Origin of the sequence: Lysobacter enzymogenes (genome assembly GCF_017168095.1) — a bacterium.
Classification (GTDB): domain Bacteria; phylum Pseudomonadota; class Gammaproteobacteria; order Xanthomonadales; family Xanthomonadaceae; genus Lysobacter; species Lysobacter enzymogenes_D.
The window spans coordinates 1-25,854 of the sequence record NZ_LXSD01000411.1; the positions used below are offsets into that span (position 1 = coordinate 1).

A 25,854-nucleotide genomic window follows, 5' to 3' on the forward strand; every position below is an offset into this window, starting at 1 on the left:
CCGGCCGCGCGGCCGGCGCCGGCCAGCGCTTCGCGGCGCGCGAGCGCGGCCAGGCCCAGGCCGGCCAGCCACAGGTGCCGCAGCGTGGTGGTTTGGTTCGCGGCCGGCTTGGCCGCCGCCTGCTTCTTGCGCTTGCCCACTGCCATCGTCGCACTCCGTCGACCGCCCGGAATGGACGGTTTCGCCCGCGCACTATCGCCAGCGCGCATCGAGCAATGGCACTAGCCCTTTCAGCCGGCGCACAGGCGCGCGGCCCCTCTTGCCAGCCCCCCCGCCGCGGCGGGATGCTGCCGGTCCGATCCGTTCGAACAAGGACAGTACATGGCCGCCAAGACCGCCTGGGCCGCTTTTCCGCACGACGCCAAGGCCTATGCCTACGCCGGCGACGCCCTCAAGAAAGCCTGGCCCAAGCTGCACGCCGGCGATGCCGAGCCGTTCCCGGACGCCAAGCGCGCGGGCGCGCTGATCAAGGCCGCCGGCAAGGCCGCGCCCAAGGGCCTGGATGCGGACGCGCTGGCCGAAGCGCTGCAGGAGGCCTGGCGCGCGTTCCATCGCGGCGACTTCAAGGCGGCCTTCGACGCCGGCGAGAAGCTCGGCCCGGTCGGCGCGTCGGTGGCGGTGAAAGCCTTGGGCATCCACGCGACCTATCTGGTCGAGGACGAGGCCGAGCAGCTCAAGCGCTATCAGCAGGCGGCCAAGATCGCCGAGGCCGCGGTCGCCGCGCTGCCGGACGAGGCCAACAGCCACTATCGCTACGCCTTCGCCCTGGGCCGCTACAGCCAGGGGCTGAGCATCGCCAAGGCGCTCAAGGACGGCATCGCCGGCAAGGTCCGCGCCGCGCTGGACGCGACGCTGGAGCTGGAAGCCAAGCACGCCGAAGCGCATACCGCGATGGCGCTGTACCACGCCGAGATCATCGACAAGATCGGCGGCATGATCGGCGGGCTCACCTACGGCGCCAAGGCCAGCGAGTCGGAGAAGCACATCAAGACCGCGCTGAAGCTGACCCCGGATTCGCCGATCGCCCACATCGAGCACGGCAACGTGCTGATGCTGCTTCACGGCGACAAGCAGGAAGCCGCGGCCGCGGCGGCCTACGAGAAGGCCGCCAAGCTCAAGCCGCTCGACGCGATGGAGGCGTTGGATGCGGCGTATGCGAAGGAACAGCTGGAGTGAGCGGTTCGCCGGCGCGCGCGCTGGAGTCGGCGCGCGAGTTCGGCTAGGATGCGCGGCCGCGCGGCGCAGCCTTCAGATTCCAGCGCCGGCAACCGCCCCGCTCGCAGGGGCGGCCGGTCCGGGTCCACGCCCGCCGCGCGGGAATCGGCCGCTTCGGCCCGTTTTGCCCGGTTTTTGGGCGATTCGCGGCAAGGGCGGCCCCGTTCCGGCCCCGTTTTCGCAGACGCAATCCGGCCGAACGGAGCATCCTAACCTCGACGGCCAAAAGGCTTGTCAGTTCGCGAAGGCCCGATTACAATTTGCGACCCGATTACATCGGGCGGTTAGCTCAGCGGTAGAGCATCGCCTTCACACGGCGAGGGTCGCAGGTTCGAACCCTGCACCGCCCACCAGTTGCAAGAAACAAGCCGGCGAAAGCCGGCTTTTTTCGTTGCGCCGCGTCCGGCCCGCGCAAGCTTGCGGCGGTGGCGCGTCCGCTGCGGCGCGCTCAACGCCGCGCGTGCGCACCGCGGCGCGCCTTTCCGTACAGGAGTCCTGCCATGCCCGACCCTCGCGCCCCTACCCGCCTCTATCACAACCCGCGCTGTTCCAAATCGCGCGGCGCGCTGGAGCTGTTGCGCGAGCGCGGCATCGAGCCGGAAGTGATCGCGTACCTGGAAACGCCGCCGGACGCGGACGAGCTGCGCGAATTGCTGGGTCTGCTCGGCGTGGGCGCGCGCGAGCTGCTGCGCAGCGGCGAGGACGAGTACCAGCGACTCGGGCTCGGCGATGCTTCGCTCGGCGAAGGCGCGCTGATCGCGGCGATGGCCGCGCATCCGCGCCTGATCGAGCGGCCGGTGTTCGTGCACGGCGGCCGCGCGGTGATCGGGCGGCCGCCGGAGCGGGTGCTGGAGCTGTTGTAAGCCGCGGGCGGAGCCGGATTCGAGGCAACGGCAAGATCAAAGTGGGTTCCGGCTTTCGCCGGAATGACGGATCGTGAAGTTACGCAGCCTCACATCCCGTCATTCCGGCGAAAGCCGGAGTCCATAAAGCCCGTCATTCCAGCGAAAGCCGGAGTCCATAAAGCCCGTCATTCCAGCGAAAGCCGGAATCCATAAAGCCTGTCATTCCAGCGACAGCCGGAATCCATAAAGCCCGTCATTCCGGCGAAAGCCGGAGTCCATTTTGACGTTGCCCTGCGCCGCCTGCCCGCCGCGCTCCCCCATCGCCATCGCGCCGCAATCGCGCGCCGCGGCCCACGCGCTCAAAACGACTTGCTCGCCCGCATCGCCAGCACCCGCTCGGGCGCGGCGAACGAATCGCTGCGCGCCCCCGCCCAGAACGACTGGAACACCGCGTGCGCCGGAATCTTGCCGAGCAAATCGCCCGGGGCGAGGAAGTTGTACAGCGCGCCGAGCGAACGCACCTCGGTCGGGGTGACCCGGCGCAGGATGTGCTCGGGGCCGATCTCCGAGGTATGCCGCAGGCCGGCCGCGCACAGCAGGTCGCGCAGCGCCTTGAGCGTGTTCTCGTGGAAGTGGAACACGCGCGCGGACTTGTCCGGCACGTCGAGCTTGTTCCAGCGGCTCGGATCCTGGGTGGCGATGCCGGTCGGGCAGCGGTCGGTATGGCAGCTCTGCGCCTGGATGCAGCCCAGCGCGAACATGTAGCCGCGCGCGGCGTTGCACCAGTCCGCGCCCATCGCCAGGGTGCGGGCGATGTCGAAGGCGCTGGTGATGCGCCCGGCCGCGCCGATGCGGATCTTGTCGCGCAATTCCAGCCCGACCAGGGTGTTGTGCACCAGCATCAGCGCCTCGTGCATCGGCACGCCGACGTGGTCGATGAACTCCGCCGGCGCCGCGCCGGTGCCGCCCTCGGCGCCGTCGACAACGATGAAGTCCGGCAGCAACCCGCTTTCGTGCATGGCCTTGGCGATGCCGAACCATTCCCAGGGATGGCCGATGGCGAGCTTGAAGCCGACCGGCTTGCCGCCGGACAGCTCGCGCAGCCGCGCCACGAATTGCAGCAGTCCCAGCGGCGAATCGAACGCGGTGTGCGCGGCCGGCGAAACGCAGTCCTGGCCCATCGGTACGCCGCGCGTGGCCGAGATCTCGGCGCTGACCTTGGCCGCCGGCAGCACGCCGCCGTGGCCGGGCTTGGCGCCTTGCGAGAGCTTGATCTCGATCATCTTGACCTGGGCGTCGCGGGCGTTGGCGACGAAGCGCTCCTCGCTGAACAAGCCGCGCTCGTCGCGGCAGCCGAAATAGCCCGAGCCGATTTCCCAGACCAGGTCGCCGCCGTTCTCGCGGTGGTACGGCGAGATCGAGCCTTCGCCGGTGTCGTGATAGAAGCCGCCGAGCCTGGCGCCCTTGTTGAGCGCGCGGATGGCGTTGGCCGAGAGCGAGCCGAAGCTCATCGCCGAGATGTTGAACACGCTGGCCGCGTACGGCTGCGCGGTGTTCTCGCCGATGGTGATGCGGAAGTCGTGGGCGACGTGCGCGGTCGGCGCCAGCGAATGGTTGATCCATTCGTAATCCAGGCCGTAGACGTCGACCTGGCTGCCGAACGGGCGCACGTCGTTGACCGACTTGGAGCGCTGGTAGACCAGCGCGCGCTGCTGGCGCGAGAACGGCACCTCGGCGGTATCGGCCTCGATGAAGTACTGGCGCATTTCCGGGCCGATCGACTCCAGGCCGTAGCGGAAATGCGCGAGCACCGGGTAGTTGCGGCGCAGGGTGCTGCGGGTCTGCAGCAGATCGGCGGTACCGAGCGCGGCGACCGCGCCGAAACCGGCCAGGCCCCACAGCCAGTACGGGTGATGCAGGACAACCAGAACCGCGCAGACCAGGGTCAGGACCAGGCTGGCGACGTAGACGGCATAGCGCATCATGGCGTTCGGAGAGTTCACGGGCTGGGGCCGAGCATAACCGCCGCGGGGTGCAGGATTTGTACGGGGCCGGGCGGGATGCGCTTGGGCTGGGTTTTCGGACCCTGGTGCGTTCCGGGCTGATCGCAGCGTTGACGCTTGTGGGGGACTTCTTGTGGGAGGGCCTTCAGGCCCGACGCCTTTCGCTCAGATCGCAGCACCTGGGCCAAGAGCGTCGGGGCTGAAGCCCCTCCCACAGTCGCATTGCTGGCAGGCGCGTCGCGGCTGTGGATCCCCGCCTTCGCGGGGATGACGTTCTGGCAGAGATGCATCGGCTTTTTGTGGGAGGGCCTTCAGGCCCGACGCTTTTCGCTCAGACCGCAGCGCCTGGGCCAAGAGCGTCGGGGCTGAAGCTCCTCCCACAGTCGCATCGCCGGCGGGCGCGCCGCGGCTTCGGATCCCAGCCTTCGCTGGTATTCCGCGCACCTACAACCCCAGGCTCACAAGCGCCCGTCGACCTCGTCGCGCGGGTACAGGCTCTTGATGTCGTACAGCAGCGCCCCGGGCTTGCCGTAGGCGCGCGCGCCGGCCGCGCCGAGGGCGCGGAACTGCTCGTGCGCCACCGCGATCACGATCGCATCGTAGGCGCCCGGCTCGGGCGTCTCGACCATGTCCAGGCCGTATTCGCGCCGCGCTTCCTCGGCGTTGGCCCAGGGGTCGCAGATCTCGACCCGCGCGCGGTACTCGCCGAACTCGCGCGCCAGGTCGATGACCCGGGTGTTGCGCAGGTCGGCGCAGTTTTCCTTGAAGGTCAGGCCGAGGATCAGGATGCGCGACCCGGCGATGGCGATGCCGCGCTGGATCATGCGCTTGATCACCTCCGCCGCCACGTGCCCGCCCATCGCGTCGTTGATGCGCCGGCAGGCGAGCAGGATGTCGGGGTAGTAGCCCGCGCTCTGCGCCTTCTGGATCAGGTAATACGGGTCCACGCCGATGCAGTGGCCGCCGACCAGGCCCGGCCGGAACGGCAGGAAGTTCCACTTGGTCCCGGCCGCTTCCAGCACTTCGGTGGTGTCGATGCCCAGGCGCTGGAAGATCAGCGCGAACTCGTTGATCAAGGCGATGTTGGCGTCGCGCTGGGTGTTCTCGATGACCTTGGAGGCCTCGGCCACGCGCAAGCTGGAGGCGCGGTGGGTGCCGGCGGGAATGATGCTGCGGTAGAGCGCGTCGACGCGCTCGGCGGTGTCGGGCGTGGAGCCCGAAGTCACCTTGGGAATGTCGACCAGCTTGCGCTGGCGGTCGCCGGGATTGATCCGCTCCGGGCTGTAGCCGACGAAGAAATCCTGGTTGCAGCGCAGCCCGGAGACGCTCTCGAGTTCGGGAATGCAGATCTCCTCGGTCGCGCCGGGATAGACGGTGGATTCGTAGATCACCGTGTCGCCGCGCTTGAGCACGCCGGCAAGCGCGCGGCTGGCCAGGATCAGCGGGGTGAAGTCCGGGCGCTTGTGCTCGTCCACCGGCGTGGGCACGGTGACCACGAACACGTCGCGGTCGTCCAGGTCTTCCAGCGCGGCGCTGAAGCGCAGGCGCGTGGCGGAGCGGATCTCGGCGGCGTCGTGCTCGTGGTGGCGGTCCTCGCCGGTGCTGAGCTGGGCCACGCGCACCGGGTCGATGTCGTAGCCGACGGTGTCGTAGACCTTGCCGAACTCCAGCGCCAGCGGCAGGCCGACATAGCCCAGGCCGACCACGCCGATGCGCGAGCGCGCGATTGAATCGAGGTGCTGTGCCATGGTCCGCCCGGGGTCCGCGTTGAATACGTCGGCGCAATTCTAATGAACTCCAAGCGCCGGCGGCGCGCGGCGCAGGCCCCGCCGCGCGTTTGCGTCGACGATGTCTCAGCCGACTGGCGGAGAGTCGGCCGGCGCCGCGGCCGGCGCGCCGCCACGGCGCAGCCCGAACGCCGCCGCGATCGGCGCCAGATAGGCCTGCGCGCGGCCGCCGTCGCATTGCAGGCGCGCGATGCGCTCGTCGTCGCGATATTCGATCAGCAGCGCGCTGCCGTCGGCCTGGCACTCCCAGATCGACAGCTCGCGGGTCGGGTTGAGGTAATGCCAGCCGCCCTCGCCTTCGCCCAGGCCCGCCCACAGCGCGTCCGACAGCGCCTGGTGCGCGGCGAACGCATCCCAGCCCTGCGCCGGCGCCCAGTCGCTCCAGGCCGGCGCGCTCATTCCTCGGCCACCGCGACCGCGTTGCGGCCCAGTTGCTTGGCCCGGTACAGCGCGGCATCGGCGTGGCGCATCCACATCGCCGCGGTACAGGCCTTCGGTCCGGTGCCGGCGACGCCGATGCTGACCGTACAACGCAGCTCCGGCGTGTCGTCGAAGCGCGCATCCTCGATCGCGCGGCGCAGGCGCTCGGCGATGGCGCGCGCGCCGTCGGCGTCGGTGTCCATCAGGATCAGCGCGAATTCGTCGCCGCCGATGCGGCTGGCGGTGTCGGTCATGCGCGCGGCGCGCTGCAGCACGTCGGCGACCCGGCGCAGCACCGCATCGCCGATCTGGTGGCCGTGGTAATCGTTGATGTCCTTGAACCGGTCCACGTCGATCAGCACCAGCGCCGCGCGCTTGTTGCCGCGCGCGCAGTGGGTCATGGTCGCGCTGGCCGCGTCGTCCCAGTGCAGGCGGTTCTGCAGGCCGGTCAGCGGATCGGTGCGGCTGAGCAGGGCGAGCTGGCGGTTCTGCCGCACCACCTTGCGCGCCAGTCCGTAGGCGGCGCTGCTGATCGCCATCGGATAGACGAACATGAAAGGCAGGCAGGCCAGGACCACCAGCATCGAGCTGTGCGGGGCGAAACCGAAGCCGAACGCGGCCCACGCCGCCAGGCAGGCCAGCGCCTGGGCGCTGGCGGTGCGCAACAGGAAACGCCAGCCGCCGACGCCGATCTTGTCGGCCGACAGCATCACCGCCAGCAGCGCGCTGGGCACCACGTTGAACTGCATCGCCGCGATCCACACCCCGCCGAGGACCGAATCGATCACCAGGTTGCGGTACTCGCTGAATTCCGGATCGCGGCTGCGCGAGGCGATCAGGTACGCCGCCGGCGGCCACACGAAACCGTTGCCGAACAGCGCCGCCCAGGCCCACCACGGCGCGCCCTGCTCGTAGAGCACGCCGCCGACGGCGAAGAAGCCGAAGCCCAGGCCGAGGGTACGCATCCGGTAGATGCGCCGGACGAAGCGCAGATGCTCGCTGGCGCGGCCGGGGTCGTAAGCGCTGTCGTTGTTTGCCGTCACGCGCGCTCCCACGGCGGTCGGTCCCGCGCGGCGTGGATGCGGCGCGTACCGCATACCCTGCGCCGGCGCGGTTGGAGGCGCAAGACGCCGCGGGTTTGCGGCCTGCCCCGCGTACGGTCGCGCCGGACCCGCGCCGGACCCGCGCCGGACCCGCGCCGGCCCCGGCGACCGCCCGCACTTGTCCGCTACGGGCGATTGCGTGCAGCAAATCGCTGCCCTATTCACAATTCACGCAACGCGAATCATTCCTAACGGACAACTAACATCGCTCTGGGCTAGCTTTAGCCGCACAGGGGGTTCCCGAAGCGGAGCCAGAGCGATGACGACCACCCTGCAAGGCCGCCCCACTCCGACCACGCCCGGGCTGAGCTATTGGGCCAGCCACTATCGCGAGGCGGAGTTCTATCGCGAAGGACTGCATTTCAGCGATTACGCGCCGGCGTTCTACGTCGGCATCTCGGTGCAACTGGAGCACCCGGACCGCGACTTCGACGATCCCGGGCTGGACTTGCGCGGACGCTACCAACGCATCCGCCTGGGCTCGGCGTTGAGCTGGGAACAGGCGCAAGGCGCGGCGCGCCAGGCCTGGCAGCGCGCGCGCAGCAATTCGGAAGACGCGCGCCGGCGCATCGCCCAACGCATGGCGGAGCTGGCGGCGCAGGCTTGAGGCGAGATCGACGGGTCGCAGCATCCCGCGGCGCTCGGCGATGCGGGATGTTTGCGTTTGCGGCTTCGGTCGGGCGCGAGCGCAGCGGCAAGCGTGCCGGACTTTGAAATTCAACCCACCTATCGTCATTCCCGCGAACGCGGGAATCCAGGGCTTTATCGCAGCATCACTCTGAAGTCTCTGAATCACCGCCGTCGCGGGGATGACGGTCTTGGGCAACGACGGCCTTGAAGACGCGACCTCAGCCGGTGAATTCCACCAGCGTGTGGTCCTCGCCGGCCAGCGCCTCGTCGATGATCGGCGCGATCGCCGACCAATCGCCCTGGGCCAGGCCCGCGCCGATCAGCGGGTAGCCGATGCGCTGGCCGTGGAACTCGCGCGCGACCGCGCGCATCGCCCGGCCGATGGCGTCGTAGTCGGCCAGCACGCCCTCGCCTTTCCAGTGGAACTGGGTGTAGGCGTTGACCACGACGAAGCGGTGGCCGTTCTCTTCCACTTCGGCCTGGCTGTAAGTGCCGAGTTTGCCGCGGTCGGCGGGCACGGTGCGCCGATCGGCCGCCCAGGCGGCGGGAAAACGTTCGCGGATGCTCAGCGCGATGCCGCGGCCCATGCGGCATTGGCAATTGCAGCCGTGGACGATGACGTCGAAGCGGCCGTCGGCGGCGAGTTGCAGCAGGTCGCCCTGGAGGATGTTCATGGCCGTCCTTGATCGGGGGATGGCGGGGTTACGGTGCGAGCTTGGGCGATGGCGGGCGCGGCTCGCGCCGCTCCTGCAAGCGGCCCATGCGCGGCTTCACAGTTTGAAGCGGCCGCCGTCGACGCGCAGGATTTCGCCGGTGACGTAGGGCGCATCGCGCAGGTACATCGCCGCGTCGACCACGTCCTCGACCGCGCCGATGCGGCCCAGCAGGGTGCGCGCCTTGATCGCGTCCTCCTGTTCGGCGCGCTGGGCCGGGTCGCGCACCGACGGCAGCACCGTGCCTGGCGCCACCGCGTTGACCCGGCACGGCGCCAGTTCCGCGGCCAGCGCGCGCACCAGCCCGGCGCCGGCGGCGCGGCTGACCTGGTAGGCGGCGTGGCCGGGGAACGAGCGGTCCAGGTAGGTGTCCAGCAGCATCACCACCGAGCGCAGCGGCCGCCGCGCGTGCAGGCGCACCGCCAGCTCCCACGGCGCCAGCAGGTTGACCTGCAACTGGCGGGCGAAGCGTTCGCGCTCGTCGGCGCTGGCGCTGCCCGCGCCGGCGTCGGCCGACAGCGCGTTCCAGGCGTGGCCGCGCTCGAACAGCGAGGCGCTGAGGATCAGGTGATCGATCGGCTGCGGCGGCAGTTCGGCCAGCGGCTCCTGCATGTCCCAGCACCACGCGTCGACCGGCGCCGGATACGGTTCGGGCGCGGCGTCCTCGCGGCGCCGGTGCGCGACCACGCGCTCGCCGCGCGCGAGGCAAGCTTCGGCCAGGGCACGGCCGATCCGGCGCGAGGCGCCGGTGACCAAGGTCGTGGTCGTCGCGCTCATCAGCCCGTCTCCCGCTGTCCGGCCTCGCCCAGTTGCGCGGCGCGTTCGAGCAGATAGCGGCGCACGAAGCCGGCGCCGGCATAGGCATAGAAGCCGCGCGCGTTGTCTTCGCCGCGGAACCCGCGCTGGCGTTGCAGCGCGTCCAGCGCGGCCTGCAGCGGCGGCAGCGGCAGTTGGCTCAGGCCGTGGAACAGATAGCCGCGGCCGGGATCGTAACGCGCCTGCCAGCGCGGGCCGGCGGCGTCGAGCGCGCCGAGCAGGTCGATGTCCAGCGGCACCGGCATGCGCCGGCGCGGATCGCGCTGGCGGCCGAATCCGGCTTCGATGCGCTTGAAGCGGCGCTCCAAGGCCTCCGCCGGCGGTGCGCTGGGCCATTGCAGCGCCAGCACCAGATTCAAGGTGGCCTCGCCGGTGTGCAGGTAGTGGCGGTCGCCGTACAGCCCGGACGCCGCCGCCAGCGCGACCTCGGGTTCGGCCAGCAATTGCGCCGAGGCTTCGAGCAGATTCTCCGCGCGCGGGCCGTCGCTGGCGCCCAGGCAGATCAGCGCGGTCCAGCTCATGCGCGCAGCGCTCGCGCGGACGGCGGGATCGAAATGGGCATGGCGGCGCTCCCTGGCATTCGGCGGCTCCTGCGCCGCGGGGAACGGCGGCGCGCGATGGGCCATTGTAGCCGGCGGCGCCGATGGCGCCGTCGACGGGCGCACGCCGCTGCGATCAGACCACCGGATACGGCATATCGTCGAAACGCTGCGCGTGATAGCCCTTGACCCCGACCTCGTGCGCCAGCGCGCTGCGGAAATCCAGCCCGCGCTCCAGGCAGTCGAGCACGTAGCCGAAGCCGTAGCGCGGCTCCCAGCCCAGGTCGCGGCGCGCGGCGGCGTTGATGTAGACCCGGTCCAGATGCGGGAACAGCTTCCAGCCGCGCGCCGCGTACAGCTCGCGGCAGCGCGGGAACAGGCGCTCCACCACCGCCACTGCGTCGCGGCTCAGCGCGGCCAGGTCCTCGCGCGCGAACGGCGCGGTCGCCGACACGATGTAGCGGCCGAAGCCGAGCGCCGGCGCGCGCGCGATCGCGCACAGGTGGGCCTGGGCCACATCGTCGATATCGGCGCGGCGGTACAGCAGTTCGTTGGCCTGGCTGTTGGCGGTGTCGTACTCGCTGCGCCGGGCCGCGTCGTCGTCGTCCTCGGGGAAGAAGCGCGAAGTGCGCAGCACCAGCACCGGCAACTGGTGGCGGCGATGGAACAGCTCGCACAGGCCCTCGGCGGCGACCTTGGTCGTGCCGTAGATGTTCTTCGGAATCGGCGCCACGCTCTCGTCGATCCAGGTCGCCGGCTCGCCCGGCCCCGGCGTCAGCGCCGCGCCGAACGCGCTGGTGGTGCTGGTGAACACGAACGATTCCACGCCCTGCTCGTGCGCGGCCTGCAGCAGGTTGAGCGTGCCGGTGATGTTGGTGTCGACGAAATCCTGGTAGCGGTGCGTGGCCACATGCGGCTTGTGCAGGGTCGCGGCGTGGATCACGCCGCTGGCGCCGCGCAGCGCCTCGGCGACGAATTCGCGCTCGGCGATCGAACCGACATGATCGGTGAAGGCCGAAGGCTTGATGTCGATGCCGCGCGCCTGCCTGCCTTGCGCGCGCAGCAGCCGCATCAGGCCTTCGCCGAGGTGGCCGGCGCTGCCGGTGACGATGAGCGTCATGCGATGAACTCTTGATCGGGACGGTTCGAACGCCGCCGCGCCGGCGTTGCGGACGGCGTCGGCGCGTGCGGTGTCGAATCGGCTTAGCCTAGCGTCGCGCCGGCGCGGCGGCCACCGACAACTGTCACACCGCGCTGCGCGCGAGGCGTTGGCCGCCGTCGGCGGCGCTGCGCTCGAAACTCGAATCCGGCGCCAGGCGCAGGCCCGGGCGATCGCTTTCGCCTGCGGCGGCGTCGATGCAGCGCTGTTCCGGTCGGGTCGTGCGCAGGCCTGTGGGCCGTTTGGGCGAGGCCTGCCGCCTCGGCGCAGTCGCGGACCGCGCCGCGCGCCTCAGGCCTCGATCCAGGCCCGCTCGCCCTGGCGCCATACCGGCGGCGGGGCCGGCTGCGGATCGCGCGCGGCGGCCACGATGGCCCGGGCCAGCTCCTGCGGGTCGCGCAGGCGCGACAGGTCCACGGCCAAGCGGTCGTAATGGCGCGGGTCCTGCGGCTGGTTCATGCGCGGCGTCCTGGTGCGGGTGGCGGGCGGCCTGGGGCTGCCGGCCATGCTGCGCGCGCGGATGTTGGACGAATGTCGGAACCCCGGCGGCCGCCGGATTCAGTGTCGCGGCGGCCGATGACAACGCGGTGGCGGCCGCGCCGATCCGCGGGCGCACAGGCGCTTGCCCCTCCCGCCGCGCCCGCGCGAGGGGGCGCGCAAGCCCCGCGGACCGGCCCGATCCGTCGCAGCCGCCGTCCATCGCCGCCGCCGCGCGCTGTCAAACATAGGTCATACATAGCCCATACGCTGCCCGCGAATAAGGAGGTTCGCGCATGAGGAAGATCCTCGGCCCCGCGTTCGCGGCGCTGTTGTTGGCCGGCGTGATCGCCGGCATCGTGATGTCCTTCAACGGCAAGCGCGCCGACGACCGCGCCGCCGCCGCGGCGCAGAAGCAGCAGGCCGACGCGGCCGCGCTGGTCACCGTGCGCGTGCTGACCGGCTCGGAGAAACTGGACTTTCTGCGCGACCCCGAACTCGCCCAGGCCCTGCTCGCCGACCGCATCGTCCTGGACGTGCAGAAGGCCGGTTCGCGCGAGATCGCCACCCGCCCGGACCTCAAGAGCTTCGACGCCGCCTACCCCGCCGGCACCGCCGCGGCGCGCAAGATCGCCGACGCCACCGGCTCGCGCCGCATCTACAACGGCTTCTACACGCCGATGACGGTGGCCAGCTGGAAGCCGCTGCTGCCGACGCTGGAGGCCAACGGCATCGTCGGCAAGCGCGGCGAGGCCTACTTCATCGTCGACATGCGCAAGCTGGTGGCGCTGATGGAAAGCGGCGCGCGCTGGAAGGACTTGCAGCCCAATCCGAACTACGCGGTGAGCAAGTCGGTGCTGATCACCAGCACGGATGTGCGCACCAGCAACTCGGCGGCGATGTACCTGGCCCTGGCCAGCTACCTGGCCAACGGCGACGACGTGGTCGCCAGCGAGGCCGCGGCCGATCAGGTCGCCGACCGGCTGGTGCATCTGTTCTCCAAGCAGGGCTACCAGGAATCCAGTTCCTCGGGGCCGTTCGAGGACTACGTCACCATGAAGATGGGCAAGTCGCCGCTGGTGATGATCTACGAGCAGCAGTTCCTGGAGTACGCCTTCAAGCATCCGCGCGTGGACGCGGACATGGTGCTGCTGTACCCGCAGCCGACCGTGCTGACCAAGCACACCATCGTCGCGCTCAACGACAAGGGCGCGCGCTTCGCCGAGGCCTTCGAGCGCAATCCCAAGGTGCGCGCGATCGCCGCGCGCTACGGCCTGCGCGGGCCCGACAACGCGGCGCTGTTCGCCGACGCCGCCAAGCGCGGCATCGGCATGCCGCAACAACTGGTCGATGTGGTCGATCCGCCGACCTACGACCTCCTCGAACGCATGATCGGCCGCATCGAATCGCGGCTGGGCCATTGAAGGAACGCCGCCATGAGCACGACGCCGAACCAAGACTCCGCCACGCCCACCACCCTCGCCGAACCCGTCGCCCCGCTGACCCTGGAAATGCCCGAGCCGGCGATGACCATCGCCGCGCCGGACCAGGCCGCGGCGATGATCCCGTTCAAGGACGACACCCGCGCCCAGGTGCTCAGCCAGGCCGACCAGTTCATCGCCGACCTGCTGGCGCTGGACCCGCACTCGGAAGACTTCCGCAGCCGCGTCGACAGCGCGTTCCGCCTCGGCCGCAAGGAGATCGGCGACAGCACCTTGCTGACCAACAAGTTCCTCGACCGCAACTTCGTCGCCGACGCCGACAGCCCGGCGTTCAAGGTGATGAGCGAGATGCGCATCCTGTTCGAGGACCTCAATCCGTCCAGGCAAGGCGACCTGCTGGCCGCGCACAAGCTGCTCGGGCTGATCCCGTTCGGCAACAAGCTGCGCGCCTACCTGCAGCGCTTCGACTCGGCCGGCGACTCGATCCGCAAGACCATCGACAGCCTCTACGCGGTGCAGGACGAACTGGCGCGCGACGACCAGGCGCTGTACGCGACCATGCAGAAGCTGCTGGAAGCGCTGACCCGGCTCAAGGCCGCCGACGTGTTCGCCGAACAGCTCGACGGCAAGCTCAGCGCGGCGCTGGATTCGCTCAAGGCCTCCGACCCGGCGCGGGCCAAGGCGGTGGAGCAGGAGGTGCTGTTCTACGTGCGCCAGGCCAGCGTCGACATCAAGACCCAGATCCTGGTCTGCATCAACGGCTACAAGATGCTCGAAGGCCTGCGCAAGACCGGGCGCGAGCTGCGCAACGGCTGCGACCGCATGGCCACCATCGGCATGTCCAGCCTGTCGATCGCCGCGACCCTGGCGCGCGCGCAGGGCTATCAGTTGCAGGTGATGGATGCGCTGAAGTCGTCCTCGCGCGCGATCGAGGGCCTGATCGCCTCGACCTCGGCGCTGTTCGGCCAGCACGTCGACCGCGTTGCCGAGTTCCAGAGCAACCCGCTGATCGGCGTGCAGACCCTGCAGAACGCCTTCGACACCACCTTCGCCGCGCTCGACCGCATGGACGAGTTCCGCGGCAAGGCGATCGGCGCGATGGGCAGCAACATCGAACAGTTGCGCGGCCTGATCGCCAAGGGCGAGGCGCGCATGAACCGCGAGCGCGAGGCGGTGGCGGCGGTGCAGCGCAGCATCGCGGCGCCGTCGGGGCCGGTTTCGCTCTGACCCGGCCGCCGCTCGCCTCGATGGACCAACATTGCCGCCCCTGCCCCGTCATTCCGGCGAAAGCCGGAATCCATTTTGATCTTGCCGTCGATCCCACCAGCGCCGACCCGAAAAAGAGCAACGTCAAAATGGATTCCGGCTTTCGCCGGAACGACGGGACCGGGAAGTGCGCCGGCTCGCGTTCCATCGTTCGATCACCAGAAACGCACCGCCACAGGAAGGCCCACCCATGATCCGATTCCTGCGCCGCGCCCTGCTCGTCTTCGCCGCGCTGCTGCTGGCGTCCTGCGGCGGTGATGGCGGCTCCGGCTCCGGCTCCGCCGCCGGCACCGACGATGCACAAACCTTCACCATCCTCGCCGGCTCCGAACTCAAGGATATCGACACCCAGCTCGGCGACGAGATCGCCCGCGCCACTGGCGTGCGTCCGCGCTTCGCCTACGCCGGCACCCTCGACGCCATCGACCGCCTCGCCGCGGGCGAGACGTTCGACGCGGTCTGGGTCAGCCACGGCAAGTACCTGGCGATGAATCCCGCGCTCAAGCAACGGCTGCTGGCGCAAGAAAAGATCATGCTCTCGCCGGTGGTGCTGGGGGTGAAAGCCTCCAAGGCGCGCGAGCTGGGCTGGGACAAGACCGACCCGACCTGGAAGGACATCGCCGAAGCCTCGCGCGCGGGCCGCTTCAGCTTCGGCATGACCAACCCGGCTTCGAGCAACACCGGCTTCACCGCGCTGATCGGCATCGCCGCCGCGCTGGCCGCCAACCCCGACGCGCTGACCGAAGCCGACGTCGCCAATCCCGCGCTCAAGGCCTTCTTCCAGGGCCAGCGCATGACCGCCGGTTCCTCGGGCTGGCTGGCCGAGGCGTATGCGCGCGAACAGGGCAAGGTCGACGGCCTGATCAATTACGAATCGGTGCTGCTGAGCCTCAACCGCGACGGCCGTCTGGGCGAGCCGCTGACCCTGGTGTATCCCAAGGAAGGCATCGTCACCGCCGACTATCCGCTGATGCTGCTGGAAGCCGGCAAGCGCGCGCAGTACGACAAGCTGGTCGGGTTCCTGCGCTCGCCCGCGTTCCAGACCCGTTTGTCCGCCGCGACCCTGCGCCGCCCGGTCAATCCCGAGGCGCAGGCCGCCGCGGCGATCCCGCAGCGCACCCTGATCGAACTGCCCTTTCCCGGCCAGCCGCAGGTGATCGAAAGCCTGCTGCAGGGCTTCCTCGCCGACCTGCGCATTCCGGCCAGCTCGCGCTATGTGCTCGACCTGTCCGGCTCGATGGGCCACGACGGCCGCATCGAGGCGATGAAGGCGGCGATGGACACCCTCGCCGGCGGCCGCGCCGATTCGCTGACCGACCGCTACGCGCGCTTCCAGAACCGCGAGCGCATCGGCGTGCTGACCTTCTCCTCGCTGCCGGGCCGCACCCGCGTGTTCGACATGGGCGCCGACGCCGCCAGCAACGCCGCGGCCCTGTCCGCGATCCGCGCCGACATCGCGCCGCTGCGCCCCGACGGCGGCACCGCGATCTTCGACAGCGTGCGCCAGGCGCTGACCGAACTGGCCGCGGACAAGCGCGCCGCGCGCGAGCCGCGCTACTACACCGTGGTGCTGATGAGCGACGGCGAGAACACCGAAGGCAGCGACCTGCGCGCGTTCCTGGGCTGGTACGCGGCGCAGGACGAGGCGCTGCGCTCGATCCGGGTGTTCCCGATCCTGTTCGGCGACGCCGATCCGGACGAGATGAAAGCCCTGGCCCAGGCCACCGGCGGCCAGGTGTTCGACGCCAAGAACAAGCCGCTGACCCTGGTGTTCAAGGACATCCGCGGATACCAGTGATGAACCTGCCGGTCGCCCCGCCCACCGCCCCGAGCGCAGGTCAGCGCCTGCGGCTGTATCTCTACAGCAACCGCCACCTCGCCGGTTGCGCGCTCGCGCTGGCGGGGCTGGCGCTGCTGTTCGCCGGGGTGATCGAGCGCGGTTGGCCGTTGATCGTGCTCGGCCTGTACGCGGTCGGCGCGCTGGCGTGGCCGCGCGACCGCCTCGGCGCGCGCGTGGCCGAGGCCGAACTGCCGGCCGAAGCCTTGATCGAACACCTCGACCGATTGATCGGCGAGGTCGCCAAGCGCGTGCCGGCCGACGCGCTGGCGAGCCTGCGCAGCATCCAGCAGACGCTCGCCGAACTGCTGCCGCGGCTGCGCGAGCTGCGCGGCTCCGGCGCGCTGTCGGCCTCGGCCGCGTTCGCCGTGCACGAAACCCTGCGCCGCTACCTGCCCGACATGCTCGGCGGCTACCTCAAGCTGCCGCCGGTGTTCGCCCGCACCCAGCCGCTCAAGGACGGCCGCACCGCGGCGCAGACGCTGTCGCAGCAATTGGAGGTGCTCGACCAGTCGCTGCAGCGCATCTCGCGCGAGGCCTTCGCCGGCGACGCCGAATCGCTGCTGCTGAGCGAGCGCTTCCTCAAGGAAAAATTCGACGCCGCCGCGGCGTTCGAGCTGGCCTAGACGCGGCGATGGCGACCGATCACGACGCGCTGTGGACGATCCGCCAGGCCCTGGCCGAGGAAGGCCGCCTGCCGGGCGGGCGCGCGCCGTCGCCGCGCGCCGGGTCGGATGCGGGGGGCTCGCAGCGCGCCGGCTCCGAACGCATCGCCTCCGAACGCATGCCGCTGGACCAGGCCCAGCTCGACGAAATCGCCTGGCGCATGCTGCGCGCCGGCGTGCAGCCGACGGTCGAAGGCATCCGCGCGATCTACGGCAGCGGCTCGCCCAATCGCCTGCACCCGATGCTGCGGCGCTTCTACGCGGGCCTGGCCACGCGCCTGCAACTGGCGCCGCTGGCCGACGAAGTGCCGGCGCCGCTGCGGCAGCTGTGGCTGCAGGCGCTGGACCTTGCCAGCGACGCGGTGCGCGAGCGCCACGACGCCCAGGCCGAGGCGCTGCGCAAACGGGTGGCCGAACTGGAGCGGCGCGAGGCGGCGCTGGAGCGCAAGCTCAAGCGCTTGCGTCGCGCGCGCGCCGGCGGCGCCGACAGCGCGATCGATTGAGCCGGAGCGATCGAGCCGGAGCGATTGAGCAGAAGCGATCGATCCCGGTCGATGGAGCCGAGCCGGGCGAACCCGGCCGAGCGAGCGCGGCGCACGCCCGCGGCGACGCGCAACCCACGTCCGGACTACCCGCCCGCGCCGCTCACTCGCGCGCCTGCCGCAACGCCATCGGGCCGATCCCGATCACCCGGCGCATGCAGCGCGCCATGTGGCTGGCATCGGCGAAGCCGGTTTCCAGCGCGATCTGGCTCAGCCCCGCCGCGCCGTCGAGCACGCGTTGGCGCGCGCGTTCGACCCGCCGTTCCAGCACGAAGCGGTGCGGCGGCAACCCGGTGGCGCGTTTGAACAACGGCTTGAAGTGCGACACGCTGAAACCGGCGACCGCGGCGAGTTCGGCCAGGCTCAGGTCGGCGTCCAGATGCGCTTCGATGTAGTCGATCACCCGCCGCAGCCGCCACACCGGCAGCGCCCGCGCCGCGGCCGCGGGCGCGGCGGCGAAGCGGTGCAGCGCGAGCAGGCGCGCGGCCAGCGCATCGGCCAGGGCATCGACGAACAAACGCCCGCTCGGATAGCGGTCGCGGTCCTCGGCCTGCATCATCCAGCCGATCCGTTCGATCTGCGCGTCGCGCAGGTGCGCGGCCGGGGCCAGTTCGATATGGCCGCCGCCGGAGCCCATCGCCTGCGCGGTCTCGTCGATCAGCTCGGGCGTCAGCCGCAGCAGCAGCGAGGTCGCCGGCGCCGACATCGTCCAGCGGGTGCTGGCGTTGGCCGGCGACACGCAGTACTGGCCCTGCAGGCGCACGCCGCTGCGCTCGTGGCGGCCTTCGCGATAACTGACCGGCACCGGGCCGCCCTGGTGCAGGCACAGCACGTGGCGCGGGTCGAACGGGGTGTCGAACAGGCCCTGCGGCACCGGCACGGTCAGCACGTCCAGCCGCGCCGGGCCGGCGACGGCGTACTCGCGCGCCGGCAGCGAGGGTTCGGGATAGCACGAGGGACGGTCGGCCATGCGCCGATGCTCGGCGCCGCCGGCCACCGCCGACAGAGGCGAAAGTCATCCGTTCGTACTGACGGCCGGCCGTTCCTGCGCGCGCCGCGGCGGCGCGCACGCGAGGCTGGGCGCCTGTCTCCCAGGCCGCGTTGCAGCGCCGGATCGCCGGATCAGCGCTGCGTTCGCGATGCGACGCCCGGGCTGCGCCCTTCCCTCTCCCCCAACGAGTCCGACCACCGTGCGATCGCTTACTTCCCTCGCCGCCGCCGTCCTGGCCCTGTCGCTGTCCGCCTTTGCCCTCGCCGCGCCCGCCCCCGCGCCGCGGCCGGTCGCCGGCGAACGCCTCGACCACGCCTTGCTGTGGGGCCGCAGCCTCGACCAGATCAGCGCCGCGATGAGCGTCAAGCTCGGCTTCCAGGTCGCGCCCGGCCGCGCCCAGGACGGCCTGAGCAACCGCTACGTGCGCCTGGACGACGAGCGCTTCATCGAACTGCTGGCGCTCGGCGGCCGCGACGGCGCGCTCGATCCCGGCGCCCAGGCCGACCAGGCCGCGCTGCACGGCGGCGCCGGCGCGCGCAACTTCGGCCTGCGCACCGAGGCGCTCGACGCCGCGCGGGCCGCGCTGCTGACCCAGGGCCTGAGCGCCACGCCGGTGTTCTCCGCCGCGGCCGACGACCCCGACGGCACCGGCCCCGGCACCGCGCCGCGCTGGAGCCTGTTCGCGCTGGATCCCTCGCCGCTGTCCGGCCGATTGTTCTTCATCCACTACCCGCCGGCGCGCGCCGACATCGCCGCCGACCGCCGCATCGCCCGCGAGCACCCCAACGGCGCGCGCGAACTGTCGGCGCTGTGGCTGCTGTCGGCCGACGCCGAGGCCGACCGCGCGCAACTGGCCCGGCTCGGCTACCCGCACGCGGTGCCGGTGCGCCTGGCGCAGATCGGCGCGCGCGGTTACTGCGTCGCGGTCGGCCCGACCCGCCTGCTCGCCCTGCAGCCCGACGGCGACGGTCCCGCCGCAGAGGCGCTGCGCCGCGGCGGCGCGCAGATCGCCGGCCTCAGCATCGGCGTCGGCGATCTCGCCCGCGCCCAGCGCCGGGTCGAACGCGGCTACGAGCGCGCGCTGACCCGCTACGCCGGCCTCGCCGGCGCCTCGTTCCTGGCGCCGACCCAGGACGACCTGGGGCTGTGGATCGAGTTCCACGAGCGCGGAAAGAGCGCCGGCTGCGGCGGCGCGGGTGGCTGAACCCGGTTGAGGCGTCGCGTGCCGTCGCCGCCGCGTCGGCGGCACGCCCGCGGCGCTGCGCGCGGACGGATCGGCTAAACTGGCGCGGTCACCGCATCCTGCCCGGATGGCGAAATCGGTAGACGCAGCGGACTTAAAATCCGCCGGCCTCGCGGCCGTGCCGGTTCGAGTCCGGCTCCGGGCACCACGGGTTCCGGCCGCTTCGGCGGCGATGCGGCCGCAGCGCGACGCTTGCGCACTTGCGCACCTCCTCTCGATCCCGTTCCGATCCCTCGACCACCGACGCTCGCGCTTGCGCCGGCGCGCGCCCGACGCACGCGGGCTCGCATAGACCGCGCGCGCCGCGTCGGCTCGCGCGGCCTGGATCCGCGCATTGTCTTTCGCCGCTTTGCACTCGGCCCTTCGCGCGGACTCTGAACAGTCCGACTGTGCGTTCGAACCGATCGCGAACGCAAACCGCACGACAGCGCAGCGACAGCGTGATCGACGCAGCACAACGCGCGCGCAGCCAACATCCGCACACCACGCAACGAAACTTGCGACCGCATGCCTGTCGCGCCGTGCGCTGCTGAACTTTCCCAACGCGACCAACGTCGCTGCGCATCGCCAATGTGCGGCCCGCTCCAGTTCGGAAAAAACCCGCGCTCGTTCATGCTGCATCCACTGACATCTCGCGGCGCGCTCGCTAGCATCGTTCGCGTAGTCCCTCGCCATGCACGCCACGCATGAGCGCACGCGCAGACCGCGTCTGCCGCATTCCCCCGCACCCTGATCCGATACGCCGTGAACACGATTGCCGACGCGACACCCTGCGCCCTGCGCGGAGCCGATCGCGCTGCCTCCAATGCGATCCGCGCGCGCCGCGCGCCGATGCCTTCGCTGCGCGCGTTGCGGCAGGCGGCGTTGCGCCTGCTGATCGCGCTGGCGTTGCTGGCCGAACTGATCGCGTGGCCGGCGATGTTGGAGACGGAACACGCGGCGAACGCAACGACACTCGCCGCGCTCTACGCATCCGACGGCGACACCGACCCTTCGCCGCCAGCGCCCGACGCCGACGACACCGCGCTGTGCGCCGACTACGCCGACGGCGAACACGGCGTGCTGCCGCAGCTTCCCGCCTCCAGCGGCCGCCGTATCCGCGGCGCCGCGTTGCCCGAGATCGCCCGCGCCGCGCCGGCGCGGCCGCACGGGCCCGATCCGCGCCCGCCCCTGGCCTGAGCGCCTGCGGGCCTGATCTTTCCGGCCTGATCTTTCCGGCTTGATCTCTCCGGCCTGATCCTTCCGCCCTGACCCATTGCGGCGCCGACGCGCCGGGCCTGCGCTCGCCTCCACGCCTGCGCCGCGCCCGCTCGCGCACGCACGTCCGTGCGCGCCCGCGAACGCGTGGACTTCCTCGCCCTCGCCACCGTCCGGCTCGCGCCGGGCGCAGCCTTGTCGCGCCGGTCGTGCGTTGCCGCAACGGGCTGCGCATTGCTGTCTCCCTCCCCCACTGCAAGAGAAAATCCCCATGGACCGTCTGATCCAAGGCTTCAACAAGTTCCGCCGCGAAGTGTTCCCGCACCAGCGCGAGGTGTTCCACAAGCTCGCCCAGGGCCAGCAGCCGCACACCATGTTCATCACCTGCGCCGATTCGCGGGTGATGCCCGAGCTGATCCTGTGCGCGCAGCCCGGCGAACTGTTCGTCTACCGCAACGTCGGCAACATCGTGCCGCCCTACGCCCAGCACGTCAGCAGCGTGGTGGCGGCGATCGAATACGCGGTGCGCGTGCTCAAGGTCCGCCACATCGTCATCTGCGGCCATTCCGACTGCGGCGCGATGAAGGCGCTGCAGGAACCCGAACGCATCGCCTCGATGCCGTCGCTGGCGGCGTGGCTGCGCCATGCCGACGTCGCCCGCCACGTCGTCGCCGAGAACGGCCCCACCCTGCACGGCGAAATCGGCCTGCGCTGCCTGACCGAGGAAAACGTGGTCGGCCAGCTCGAACACCTGCGCACGCTGCCGGCAGTCGCCGCCGCCATCGCCAACGGCAGCCTGGCCATCCACGGCTGGATCTACGACATCGCCCACGCCGATCTGCGCGCGTTCGATCCGGCCCGCGGCCGCTTCGTCGCGGTGCCGCCCGGCGGCGAGTCCGCGCCCGACGCCACGCCGCTGGCGCGCTTCGCCGCGACCGGCACCGACGCATGAGGGCCCGGCCATGCTGACCTCGTATTTCTCGCAAGGCCTGTTCGGCCGCGACCTGCTCGGTTCGCTGGTGGTGTTCCTGGTCGCGCTGCCGCTGTGCATGGGCATCGCCATCGCCTCGGACATGCCGCCGGCGGCGGGATTGATCACCGGCATCGTCGGCGGAGTCGTCGTCGGTGCCATCGCCGGCTCGCCGTTGCAGGTCAGCGGCCCGGCCGCGGGCCTGGCGGTGCTGGTGTTCGAACTGGTGCGCGAACACGGCGCCGCCGCGTTGGGGCCGGTGATCCTGCTGGCCGGCGCGATCCAGCTGATCGCCGGCCTGTGCCGCGCCGGCGTGTGGTTCCGCATGACCTCGCCGGCGGTGGTGGCGGGGATGCTCTCGGGCATCGGCATCCTCATCGTCGCTTCGCAGTTGCACGTGCTGATCGACGCAGTGCCCAAGGCGCGCGGGCTGGAGAACTTCGCCGCGTTCCCGGCCGCGCTCGGCGCCGCGCTGGCCGGCAGCGGCGGCGCCAGCGCCGGCGCGATGGCGGTCGGCATCGCCACCATCGCCGTGCTGCTGCTGTGGGACAGGCTGCGTCCAGCGCGGTTGCGCTTCCTGCCCGGCGCCTTGCTGGCGGTGGTCGCGCTGACCGCGCTGAGCCAATGGCTGGCGCTGGACGTCAAGCGCGTGGAGATGCCGTCGAACCTGCTCGCCGCGATCGCGCTGCCCAGCGCCGACAGCCTGTCGCGCCTGGCCGAGCCGGCGATGCTCGCCGCCGCCTTCACCTTCGCCCTGATCGCCAGCGCCGAAACGCTGCTGTCGGCGGCGGCGGTGGACCGCATGCACGACGGGCCGCGCACGCACTACGACCGCGAACTCCGCGCGCAGGGCGTGGGCAACATGATCTGCGGCGCGCTAGGCGCCTTGCCGATGACGGGGGTGATCGTGCGCAGCGCGACCAATGTGCAGGCCGGCTCGGCCACGCGCATGGCGACGATCTTCCACGGCCTGCTGATCCTGCTGTTCGCCGCGCTGCTGCCGTGGCTGGTGCGGATGACGCCGGTGGCCTGCCTGGCCGGCATCCTGGTCTATACCGGCGCGAAGATGGTCAATCTGCGGCAGGCGCGCAGCTTCGCCGCGTTCGGCAAGGGCTGGGCCTTCATCTACCTGGCCACGGTCGCGGCGATCGTCACCACCGACTTGCTGATCGGCGTGCTGATCGGCTTCGCCCTGTCGCTGCTGCGGCTGGCGCTGCAGGCCTCGCGCCTGCAGGTGCGGCTGGACCACGGCGCCGACGGCCGCGCTTGCCTGCGCCTGGAAGGTTCGGCGACCTTCCTCAAGGTGCCGGCGATGGCGCGCGCGCTGGAGCGGGTGCCGCCGAATACGCGCGTGGAGCTGCAGCACGAGCGCCTGCACCATCTCGACCAGGCCTGCCTGGAGCTGTTGCGCGACTGGGGCCGCAACGCCGGCGCGCGCGGCTGCGAGCTGGCGGTGGATTGGCAGGCGTTGCAGCGCCGGGTCGAAGGGGCGCGAGTGCGCGGGTGACGCGGGCTTTGCGGGAACGATGGAATGAGGGAGGCGTTGCGCAGCCCGCTTATCGTCATCCCCGCGAAGGCGGGCATCCAGGGCTTTATCGCGGCATGGCTCTGAAGTCTCTGGATCCCCGCGTTCGCGGGGATGACGGCTCGGAGCGGCGCGACACGACGCCGTATCGCGAAGGCGGTTCGCCGCGAATGCCACCTATCGTCATGCCCGCGAAGGCGGGCATCCAGGGCTTCATCGCGGCATAGCTCTGAAGTCTCTGGATCCCCGCCTGCGCGGGGATGACGGCTTGGAGCGGCGCGGCACGACGCAGCATGACGGAGGCGGTTCGCCGCGAAACCCACCTATCGTCATGCCCGCGAAGGCGGGCATCCAGGGCTTTACCGAGGCATGAACCTCCACCACCTCGAAATCCGCACCGATGTTCTTGCGCGCCGCGATCTCGATCTCGCTGTCGTGCCGGTAGAACTCCTCGGCCAACCCGATTGAATTCCTCGGTCGCGGCGTGGCTCAGCACATACAGCGCATCCGATTGCGGCCGGCCTCGATGGCCTCGCACGGCCGGATCAGGATCTGCCGCCCATTCCGCTAGATGCGGCGGAAGTACGCGTCGCGCTGCATTCGCCCCGCGGTCGTCATGCGCCCGACTCCAGGCGGGTTTTGCGCGAAAGATCGGCAAACGTCCGACTGCGCCGCAAGCGATCGCGGCAACTGCGAGGCGCTCGCGGGCGCTGACGCTGGCGCTGGCGCTGGCGAGCCGATGAGACGCCGCTTCGCCCTCGCCCCGCTCTGCCGCCCGCGGCGCCGCAAATAACGAATAGTCACAATTGCCGCGACCCGTTGCCCGCCGACTTGAAAACGTCGTAGACGGATCCTACTTTGTGCCTACCGAGCGCTCGTTCCGCCTACTGGCCATGGCCATTTCGATCGACAGCGATACGGCCGCTCGCGGCGACGGCACGGCCGCCGCGCCGCGCTCACGGCTTACTCGCCACAGCAGCAACCCAAGGGGCTCCCATGACTTACGAAAAGACCCAGGACGCCATCGATCGCCTGACCCCCGAGCAACGCCGAGTCACCCAGGAAAACGGCACCGAGCGTCCGTACAGCGGCGAGTACTACAAGAACAAGTCGCCCGGAATCTACGTCGACATCGTTTCCGGCGAGCCGCTTTTCGCCAGTTCGGCCAAGTACGACAGCTTCTGCGGCTGGCCTTCCTTCACCAAGCCGATCGTGGCGGCGAACGTCACCGAACTTCGCGACGAGAGCCACGGCATGGTCCGCACCGAGGTCCGCTCGGCTCACGGGGACAGCCATCTCGGCCATGTGTTCGACGACGGTCCCGCCGAATCCGGGGGACTGAGGTATTGCATCAACTCGGCCGCTCTGCGTTTCATCCCGCGCGAGGAAATGCAGGCGCAGGGGTACGGAGCGTTCCTGGACCAAGTGGAGGTTACGCCAAATGATTGAGCGCGCAGTTTTGGCCGGCGGGTGCTTCTGGGGCATGCAGGATCTGATCCGCAAGCTGCCCGGCGTGGTCGCCACGCGTGTGGGCTACACCGGCGGCGATGTGGCGAACGCCACTTACCGCAATCACGGCAACCACGCCGAAGCCATCGAGATCCAATACGATCCCGAGCGGATCGGCTATCGGCAACTGCTGGAGTTCTTCTTCCAGATCCACGATCCCAGCACGCGCGACCGGCAAGGCAACGACCGCGGGACGAGCTATCGATCCGGCATCTACTACGTCGACGAGGAACAGCGGCGCATCGCCCTGGACACCATCGCCGACGTCGACGCCTCCGGGCTGTGGCCCGGCAAGGTGGTGACCGAGGTCGTGCCGGTCGGCGAGTTCTGGCAGGCCGAACCCGAGCACCAGGATTATCTGCAGCGGATTCCCAACGGCTATACCTGCCATTTCCCGCGGCCCGGCTGGGTGCTCGCGCGTCGTAGCGGATCCTAGCGACCGGCTCCGGCCCGGTCCGGATCCGAGGGAGGGTAAGGATGCAGCCAGCCGGCGCCCATCATGCGGCGCCGGAACCGCGCGCGCCGCAGTGGACAGACGCGTCCGGCGCGCACTCGCGGCCCTTGACGCTCGCCGGCCTCGGCGAGGGCGGGAGGGCGCGGTTCACCTTCCGGCATTGGCGTCCCGCCCGCCGTTCGCGCCGGCGCTATCGGAGCTTCATGCAGGACTGCGCAGCGCAGGCGCGCCCTGGTTCGCGCTGATCGGGCCTGGCGAGAGATCGTCTACGAGCTGGGCGCATTGAGAGTTGAGCGTCGCCGGCGCGGCGCGATGCGTCGCGCGCCGGCGCGAACGCTCCGAGATCCCCGCCGCTACGCGCGGCGCACGCGCAAAGAAAAAGCGGCCGGCTTGCGCCGACCGCTTCGTCTGCAACATCTGCGCCGCCGTCGCGTCGCATCGGATTGGAGCGGGAAACGAGACTCGAACTCGCGACATCTACCTTGGCAAGGTAGTGCTCTACCAAC

27 protein-coding genes and 2 tRNA genes are annotated in these 25,854 nt (G+C 70.6%); 18 read left to right on the plus strand and 11 right to left on the minus strand.

Translation table 11 applies throughout. The annotated features are described in order from the left end of the window. The first annotated feature begins 321 nt into the window (after positions 1-321). The 3 genes from A7A76_RS17640 to arsC all read left to right on the plus strand — a co-directional run bounded on the left by A7A76_RS17640 (position 322) and on the right by arsC (position 2,078). Positions 322-1,176, plus strand: a complete 855-nt coding sequence (locus A7A76_RS17640) for a hypothetical protein (protein ID WP_206412435.1) — start codon at positions 322-324, stop codon at positions 1,174-1,176. Between the two features lie 317 nt (positions 1,177-1,493). Further along, a tRNA-Val gene (locus A7A76_RS17645) sits at positions 1,494-1,568 on the plus strand. Positions 1,569-1,715: 147 nt separating this feature from the next. Further along, entirely contained in the window at positions 1,716-2,078 is a 363-nt protein-coding gene (arsC, locus tag A7A76_RS17650; protein ID WP_206412436.1) for an arsenate reductase (glutaredoxin), read from the plus strand. Between the two features lie 201 nt (positions 2,079-2,279). Here the strand turns inward: arsC and A7A76_RS17655 are convergent, their stop codons facing one another. Both A7A76_RS17655 and A7A76_RS17660 read right to left on the minus strand, forming a co-directional pair. Then, positions 2,280-2,423 (minus strand): hypothetical protein, encoded by a 144-nt coding sequence (locus A7A76_RS17655; RefSeq protein WP_206412437.1) that lies wholly within the window; start codon positions 2,421-2,423, stop codon positions 2,280-2,282. Next, positions 2,420-4,045: an FMN-binding glutamate synthase family protein gene (locus A7A76_RS17660; RefSeq protein ID WP_206412467.1), complete on the minus strand. Its 1,626-nt coding sequence runs from the start codon at positions 4,043-4,045 to the stop codon at positions 2,420-2,422. Before A7A76_RS17660 ends, A7A76_RS17655 begins: the two co-directional genes overlap by 4 nt. A 135-nt stretch (positions 4,046-4,180) precedes the next feature. Between A7A76_RS17660 and A7A76_RS26830 the strand changes: the two genes are divergently transcribed. After that, positions 4,181-4,432 carry a DUF6053 domain-containing protein gene (locus tag A7A76_RS26830; RefSeq protein ID WP_428995185.1) on the plus strand — a complete coding sequence of 84 codons (252 nt, stop codon included), beginning with the start codon at positions 4,181-4,183 and terminating at the stop codon, positions 4,430-4,432. 89 nt (positions 4,433-4,521) lie between these two features. On the opposite strand, the gene A7A76_RS17665 is transcribed toward A7A76_RS26830, so the two are convergent. The 3 genes from A7A76_RS17665 to A7A76_RS17675 form a co-directional block, all read right to left on the minus strand. Continuing rightward, positions 4,522-5,811, minus strand: a complete 1,290-nt coding sequence (locus tag A7A76_RS17665; RefSeq protein ID WP_206412438.1) for a nucleotide sugar dehydrogenase — start codon at positions 5,809-5,811, stop codon at positions 4,522-4,524. Positions 5,812-5,916: 105 nt separating this feature from the next. Beyond that, a complete protein-coding gene (locus A7A76_RS17670; protein WP_206412439.1) occupies positions 5,917-6,249 on the minus strand; it encodes a hypothetical protein in 333 nt (110 codons plus the stop codon). Further along, positions 6,246-7,313 carry a diguanylate cyclase gene (locus A7A76_RS17675; RefSeq protein WP_206412440.1) on the minus strand — a complete coding sequence of 356 codons (1,068 nt, stop codon included), beginning with the start codon at positions 7,311-7,313 and terminating at the stop codon, positions 6,246-6,248. Before A7A76_RS17675 ends, A7A76_RS17670 begins: the two co-directional genes overlap by 4 nt. A 319-nt stretch (positions 7,314-7,632) precedes the next feature. Here A7A76_RS17675 and A7A76_RS17680 point away from each other — a divergent pair, with 319 nt between their 5' ends. Next, positions 7,633-7,980, plus strand: coding sequence for a hypothetical protein (locus A7A76_RS17680; RefSeq protein ID WP_074865383.1), 348 nt, complete (start codon positions 7,633-7,635; stop codon positions 7,978-7,980). Between the two features lie 241 nt (positions 7,981-8,221). Here the strand turns inward: A7A76_RS17680 and A7A76_RS17685 are convergent, their stop codons facing one another. The 5 genes from A7A76_RS17685 to A7A76_RS17705 form a co-directional block, all read right to left on the minus strand. Further along, positions 8,222-8,677: a macro domain-containing protein gene (locus A7A76_RS17685; protein WP_206412441.1), complete on the minus strand. Its 456-nt coding sequence runs from the start codon at positions 8,675-8,677 to the stop codon at positions 8,222-8,224. A gap of 96 nt (positions 8,678-8,773) precedes the next feature. Further along, entirely contained in the window at positions 8,774-9,493 is a 720-nt protein-coding gene (locus tag A7A76_RS17690; protein ID WP_206412442.1) for an SDR family oxidoreductase, read from the minus strand. Then, positions 9,493-10,053: a 2-amino-4-hydroxy-6-hydroxymethyldihydropteridine diphosphokinase gene (locus tag A7A76_RS17695; RefSeq protein WP_206412443.1), complete on the minus strand. Its 561-nt coding sequence runs from the start codon at positions 10,051-10,053 to the stop codon at positions 9,493-9,495. Before A7A76_RS17695 ends, A7A76_RS17690 begins: the two co-directional genes overlap by 1 nt. A gap of 154 nt (positions 10,054-10,207) precedes the next feature. Continuing rightward, entirely contained in the window at positions 10,208-11,191 is a 984-nt protein-coding gene (locus tag A7A76_RS17700; RefSeq protein WP_206412444.1) for an NAD-dependent epimerase/dehydratase family protein, read from the minus strand. A 330-nt stretch (positions 11,192-11,521) separates the two neighbouring features. Beyond that, the gene (locus tag A7A76_RS17705) at positions 11,522-11,689 is read right to left on the minus strand and encodes a hypothetical protein (protein WP_206412445.1); all 168 of its coding nucleotides are present in this window, start codon (positions 11,687-11,689) and stop codon (positions 11,522-11,524) included. A 314-nt stretch (positions 11,690-12,003) separates the two neighbouring features. Here A7A76_RS17705 and A7A76_RS17710 point away from each other — a divergent pair, with 314 nt between their 5' ends. The 5 genes from A7A76_RS17710 (at position 12,004) to A7A76_RS17730 (ending at position 17,420) form a co-directional block, all read left to right on the plus strand. Next, complete coding sequence (locus tag A7A76_RS17710) at positions 12,004-13,131, plus strand: hypothetical protein (protein WP_206412446.1); 1,128 nt, start codon at positions 12,004-12,006, stop codon at positions 13,129-13,131. A 12-nt stretch (positions 13,132-13,143) separates the two neighbouring features. Then, on the plus strand, positions 13,144-14,376 hold the full coding sequence (locus A7A76_RS17715) for a toxic anion resistance protein (RefSeq protein ID WP_206412447.1): 1,233 nt from the start codon (positions 13,144-13,146) through the stop codon (positions 14,374-14,376). A gap of 229 nt (positions 14,377-14,605) precedes the next feature. Next, a complete protein-coding gene (locus tag A7A76_RS17720) occupies positions 14,606-16,213 on the plus strand; it encodes a vWA domain-containing protein (protein WP_206412448.1) in 1,608 nt (535 codons plus the stop codon). Further along, positions 16,213-16,878: a hypothetical protein gene (locus A7A76_RS17725; protein WP_206412449.1), complete on the plus strand. Its 666-nt coding sequence runs from the start codon at positions 16,213-16,215 to the stop codon at positions 16,876-16,878. The genes A7A76_RS17720 and A7A76_RS17725 overlap by 1 nt, the downstream gene beginning before the upstream one ends. Positions 16,879-16,886: 8 nt before the next feature. Continuing rightward, the gene (locus A7A76_RS17730) at positions 16,887-17,420 is read left to right on the plus strand and encodes a DNA-binding protein (protein ID WP_206412450.1); all 534 of its coding nucleotides are present in this window, start codon (positions 16,887-16,889) and stop codon (positions 17,418-17,420) included. Between the two features lie 142 nt (positions 17,421-17,562). Here A7A76_RS17730 and A7A76_RS17735 read toward each other — a convergent pair whose 3' ends face one another. Beyond that, on the minus strand, positions 17,563-18,429 hold the full coding sequence (locus A7A76_RS17735) for a helix-turn-helix domain-containing protein (RefSeq protein ID WP_206412451.1): 867 nt from the start codon (positions 18,427-18,429) through the stop codon (positions 17,563-17,565). Between the two features lie 220 nt (positions 18,430-18,649). Here A7A76_RS17735 and A7A76_RS17740 point away from each other — a divergent pair, with 220 nt between their 5' ends. From A7A76_RS17740 to A7A76_RS17775, 8 genes are all read left to right on the plus strand, one after another. Then, the gene (locus tag A7A76_RS17740) at positions 18,650-19,654 is read left to right on the plus strand and encodes a VOC family protein (protein ID WP_206412452.1); all 1,005 of its coding nucleotides are present in this window, start codon (positions 18,650-18,652) and stop codon (positions 19,652-19,654) included. Between the two features lie 100 nt (positions 19,655-19,754). Beyond that, positions 19,755-19,841 (plus strand) — tRNA-Leu (locus A7A76_RS17745). A 683-nt stretch (positions 19,842-20,524) separates the two neighbouring features. Further along, the gene (locus A7A76_RS17750; protein ID WP_206412453.1) at positions 20,525-20,872 is read left to right on the plus strand and encodes a hypothetical protein; all 348 of its coding nucleotides are present in this window, start codon (positions 20,525-20,527) and stop codon (positions 20,870-20,872) included. 289 nt (positions 20,873-21,161) lie between these two features. Then, entirely contained in the window at positions 21,162-21,842 is a 681-nt protein-coding gene (locus A7A76_RS17755; protein ID WP_206412454.1) for a carbonic anhydrase, read from the plus strand. A gap of 10 nt (positions 21,843-21,852) precedes the next feature. Next, complete coding sequence (locus A7A76_RS17760; RefSeq protein WP_206412455.1) at positions 21,853-23,367, plus strand: SulP family inorganic anion transporter; 1,515 nt, start codon at positions 21,853-21,855, stop codon at positions 23,365-23,367. Between the two features lie 1,014 nt (positions 23,368-24,381). Then, positions 24,382-24,834 (plus strand): peptide-methionine (R)-S-oxide reductase MsrB, encoded by a 453-nt coding sequence (msrB, locus tag A7A76_RS17765; RefSeq protein ID WP_206412456.1) that lies wholly within the window; start codon positions 24,382-24,384, stop codon positions 24,832-24,834. After that, the gene (gene msrA / locus A7A76_RS17770) at positions 24,827-25,330 is read left to right on the plus strand and encodes a peptide-methionine (S)-S-oxide reductase MsrA (protein ID WP_206412457.1); all 504 of its coding nucleotides are present in this window, start codon (positions 24,827-24,829) and stop codon (positions 25,328-25,330) included. The genes msrB and msrA overlap by 8 nt, the downstream gene beginning before the upstream one ends. Positions 25,331-25,637: 307 nt before the next feature. Then, on the plus strand, positions 25,638-25,854 hold a 217-nt coding region (locus A7A76_RS17775), incomplete at its 3' end, for a hypothetical protein (protein WP_206412458.1).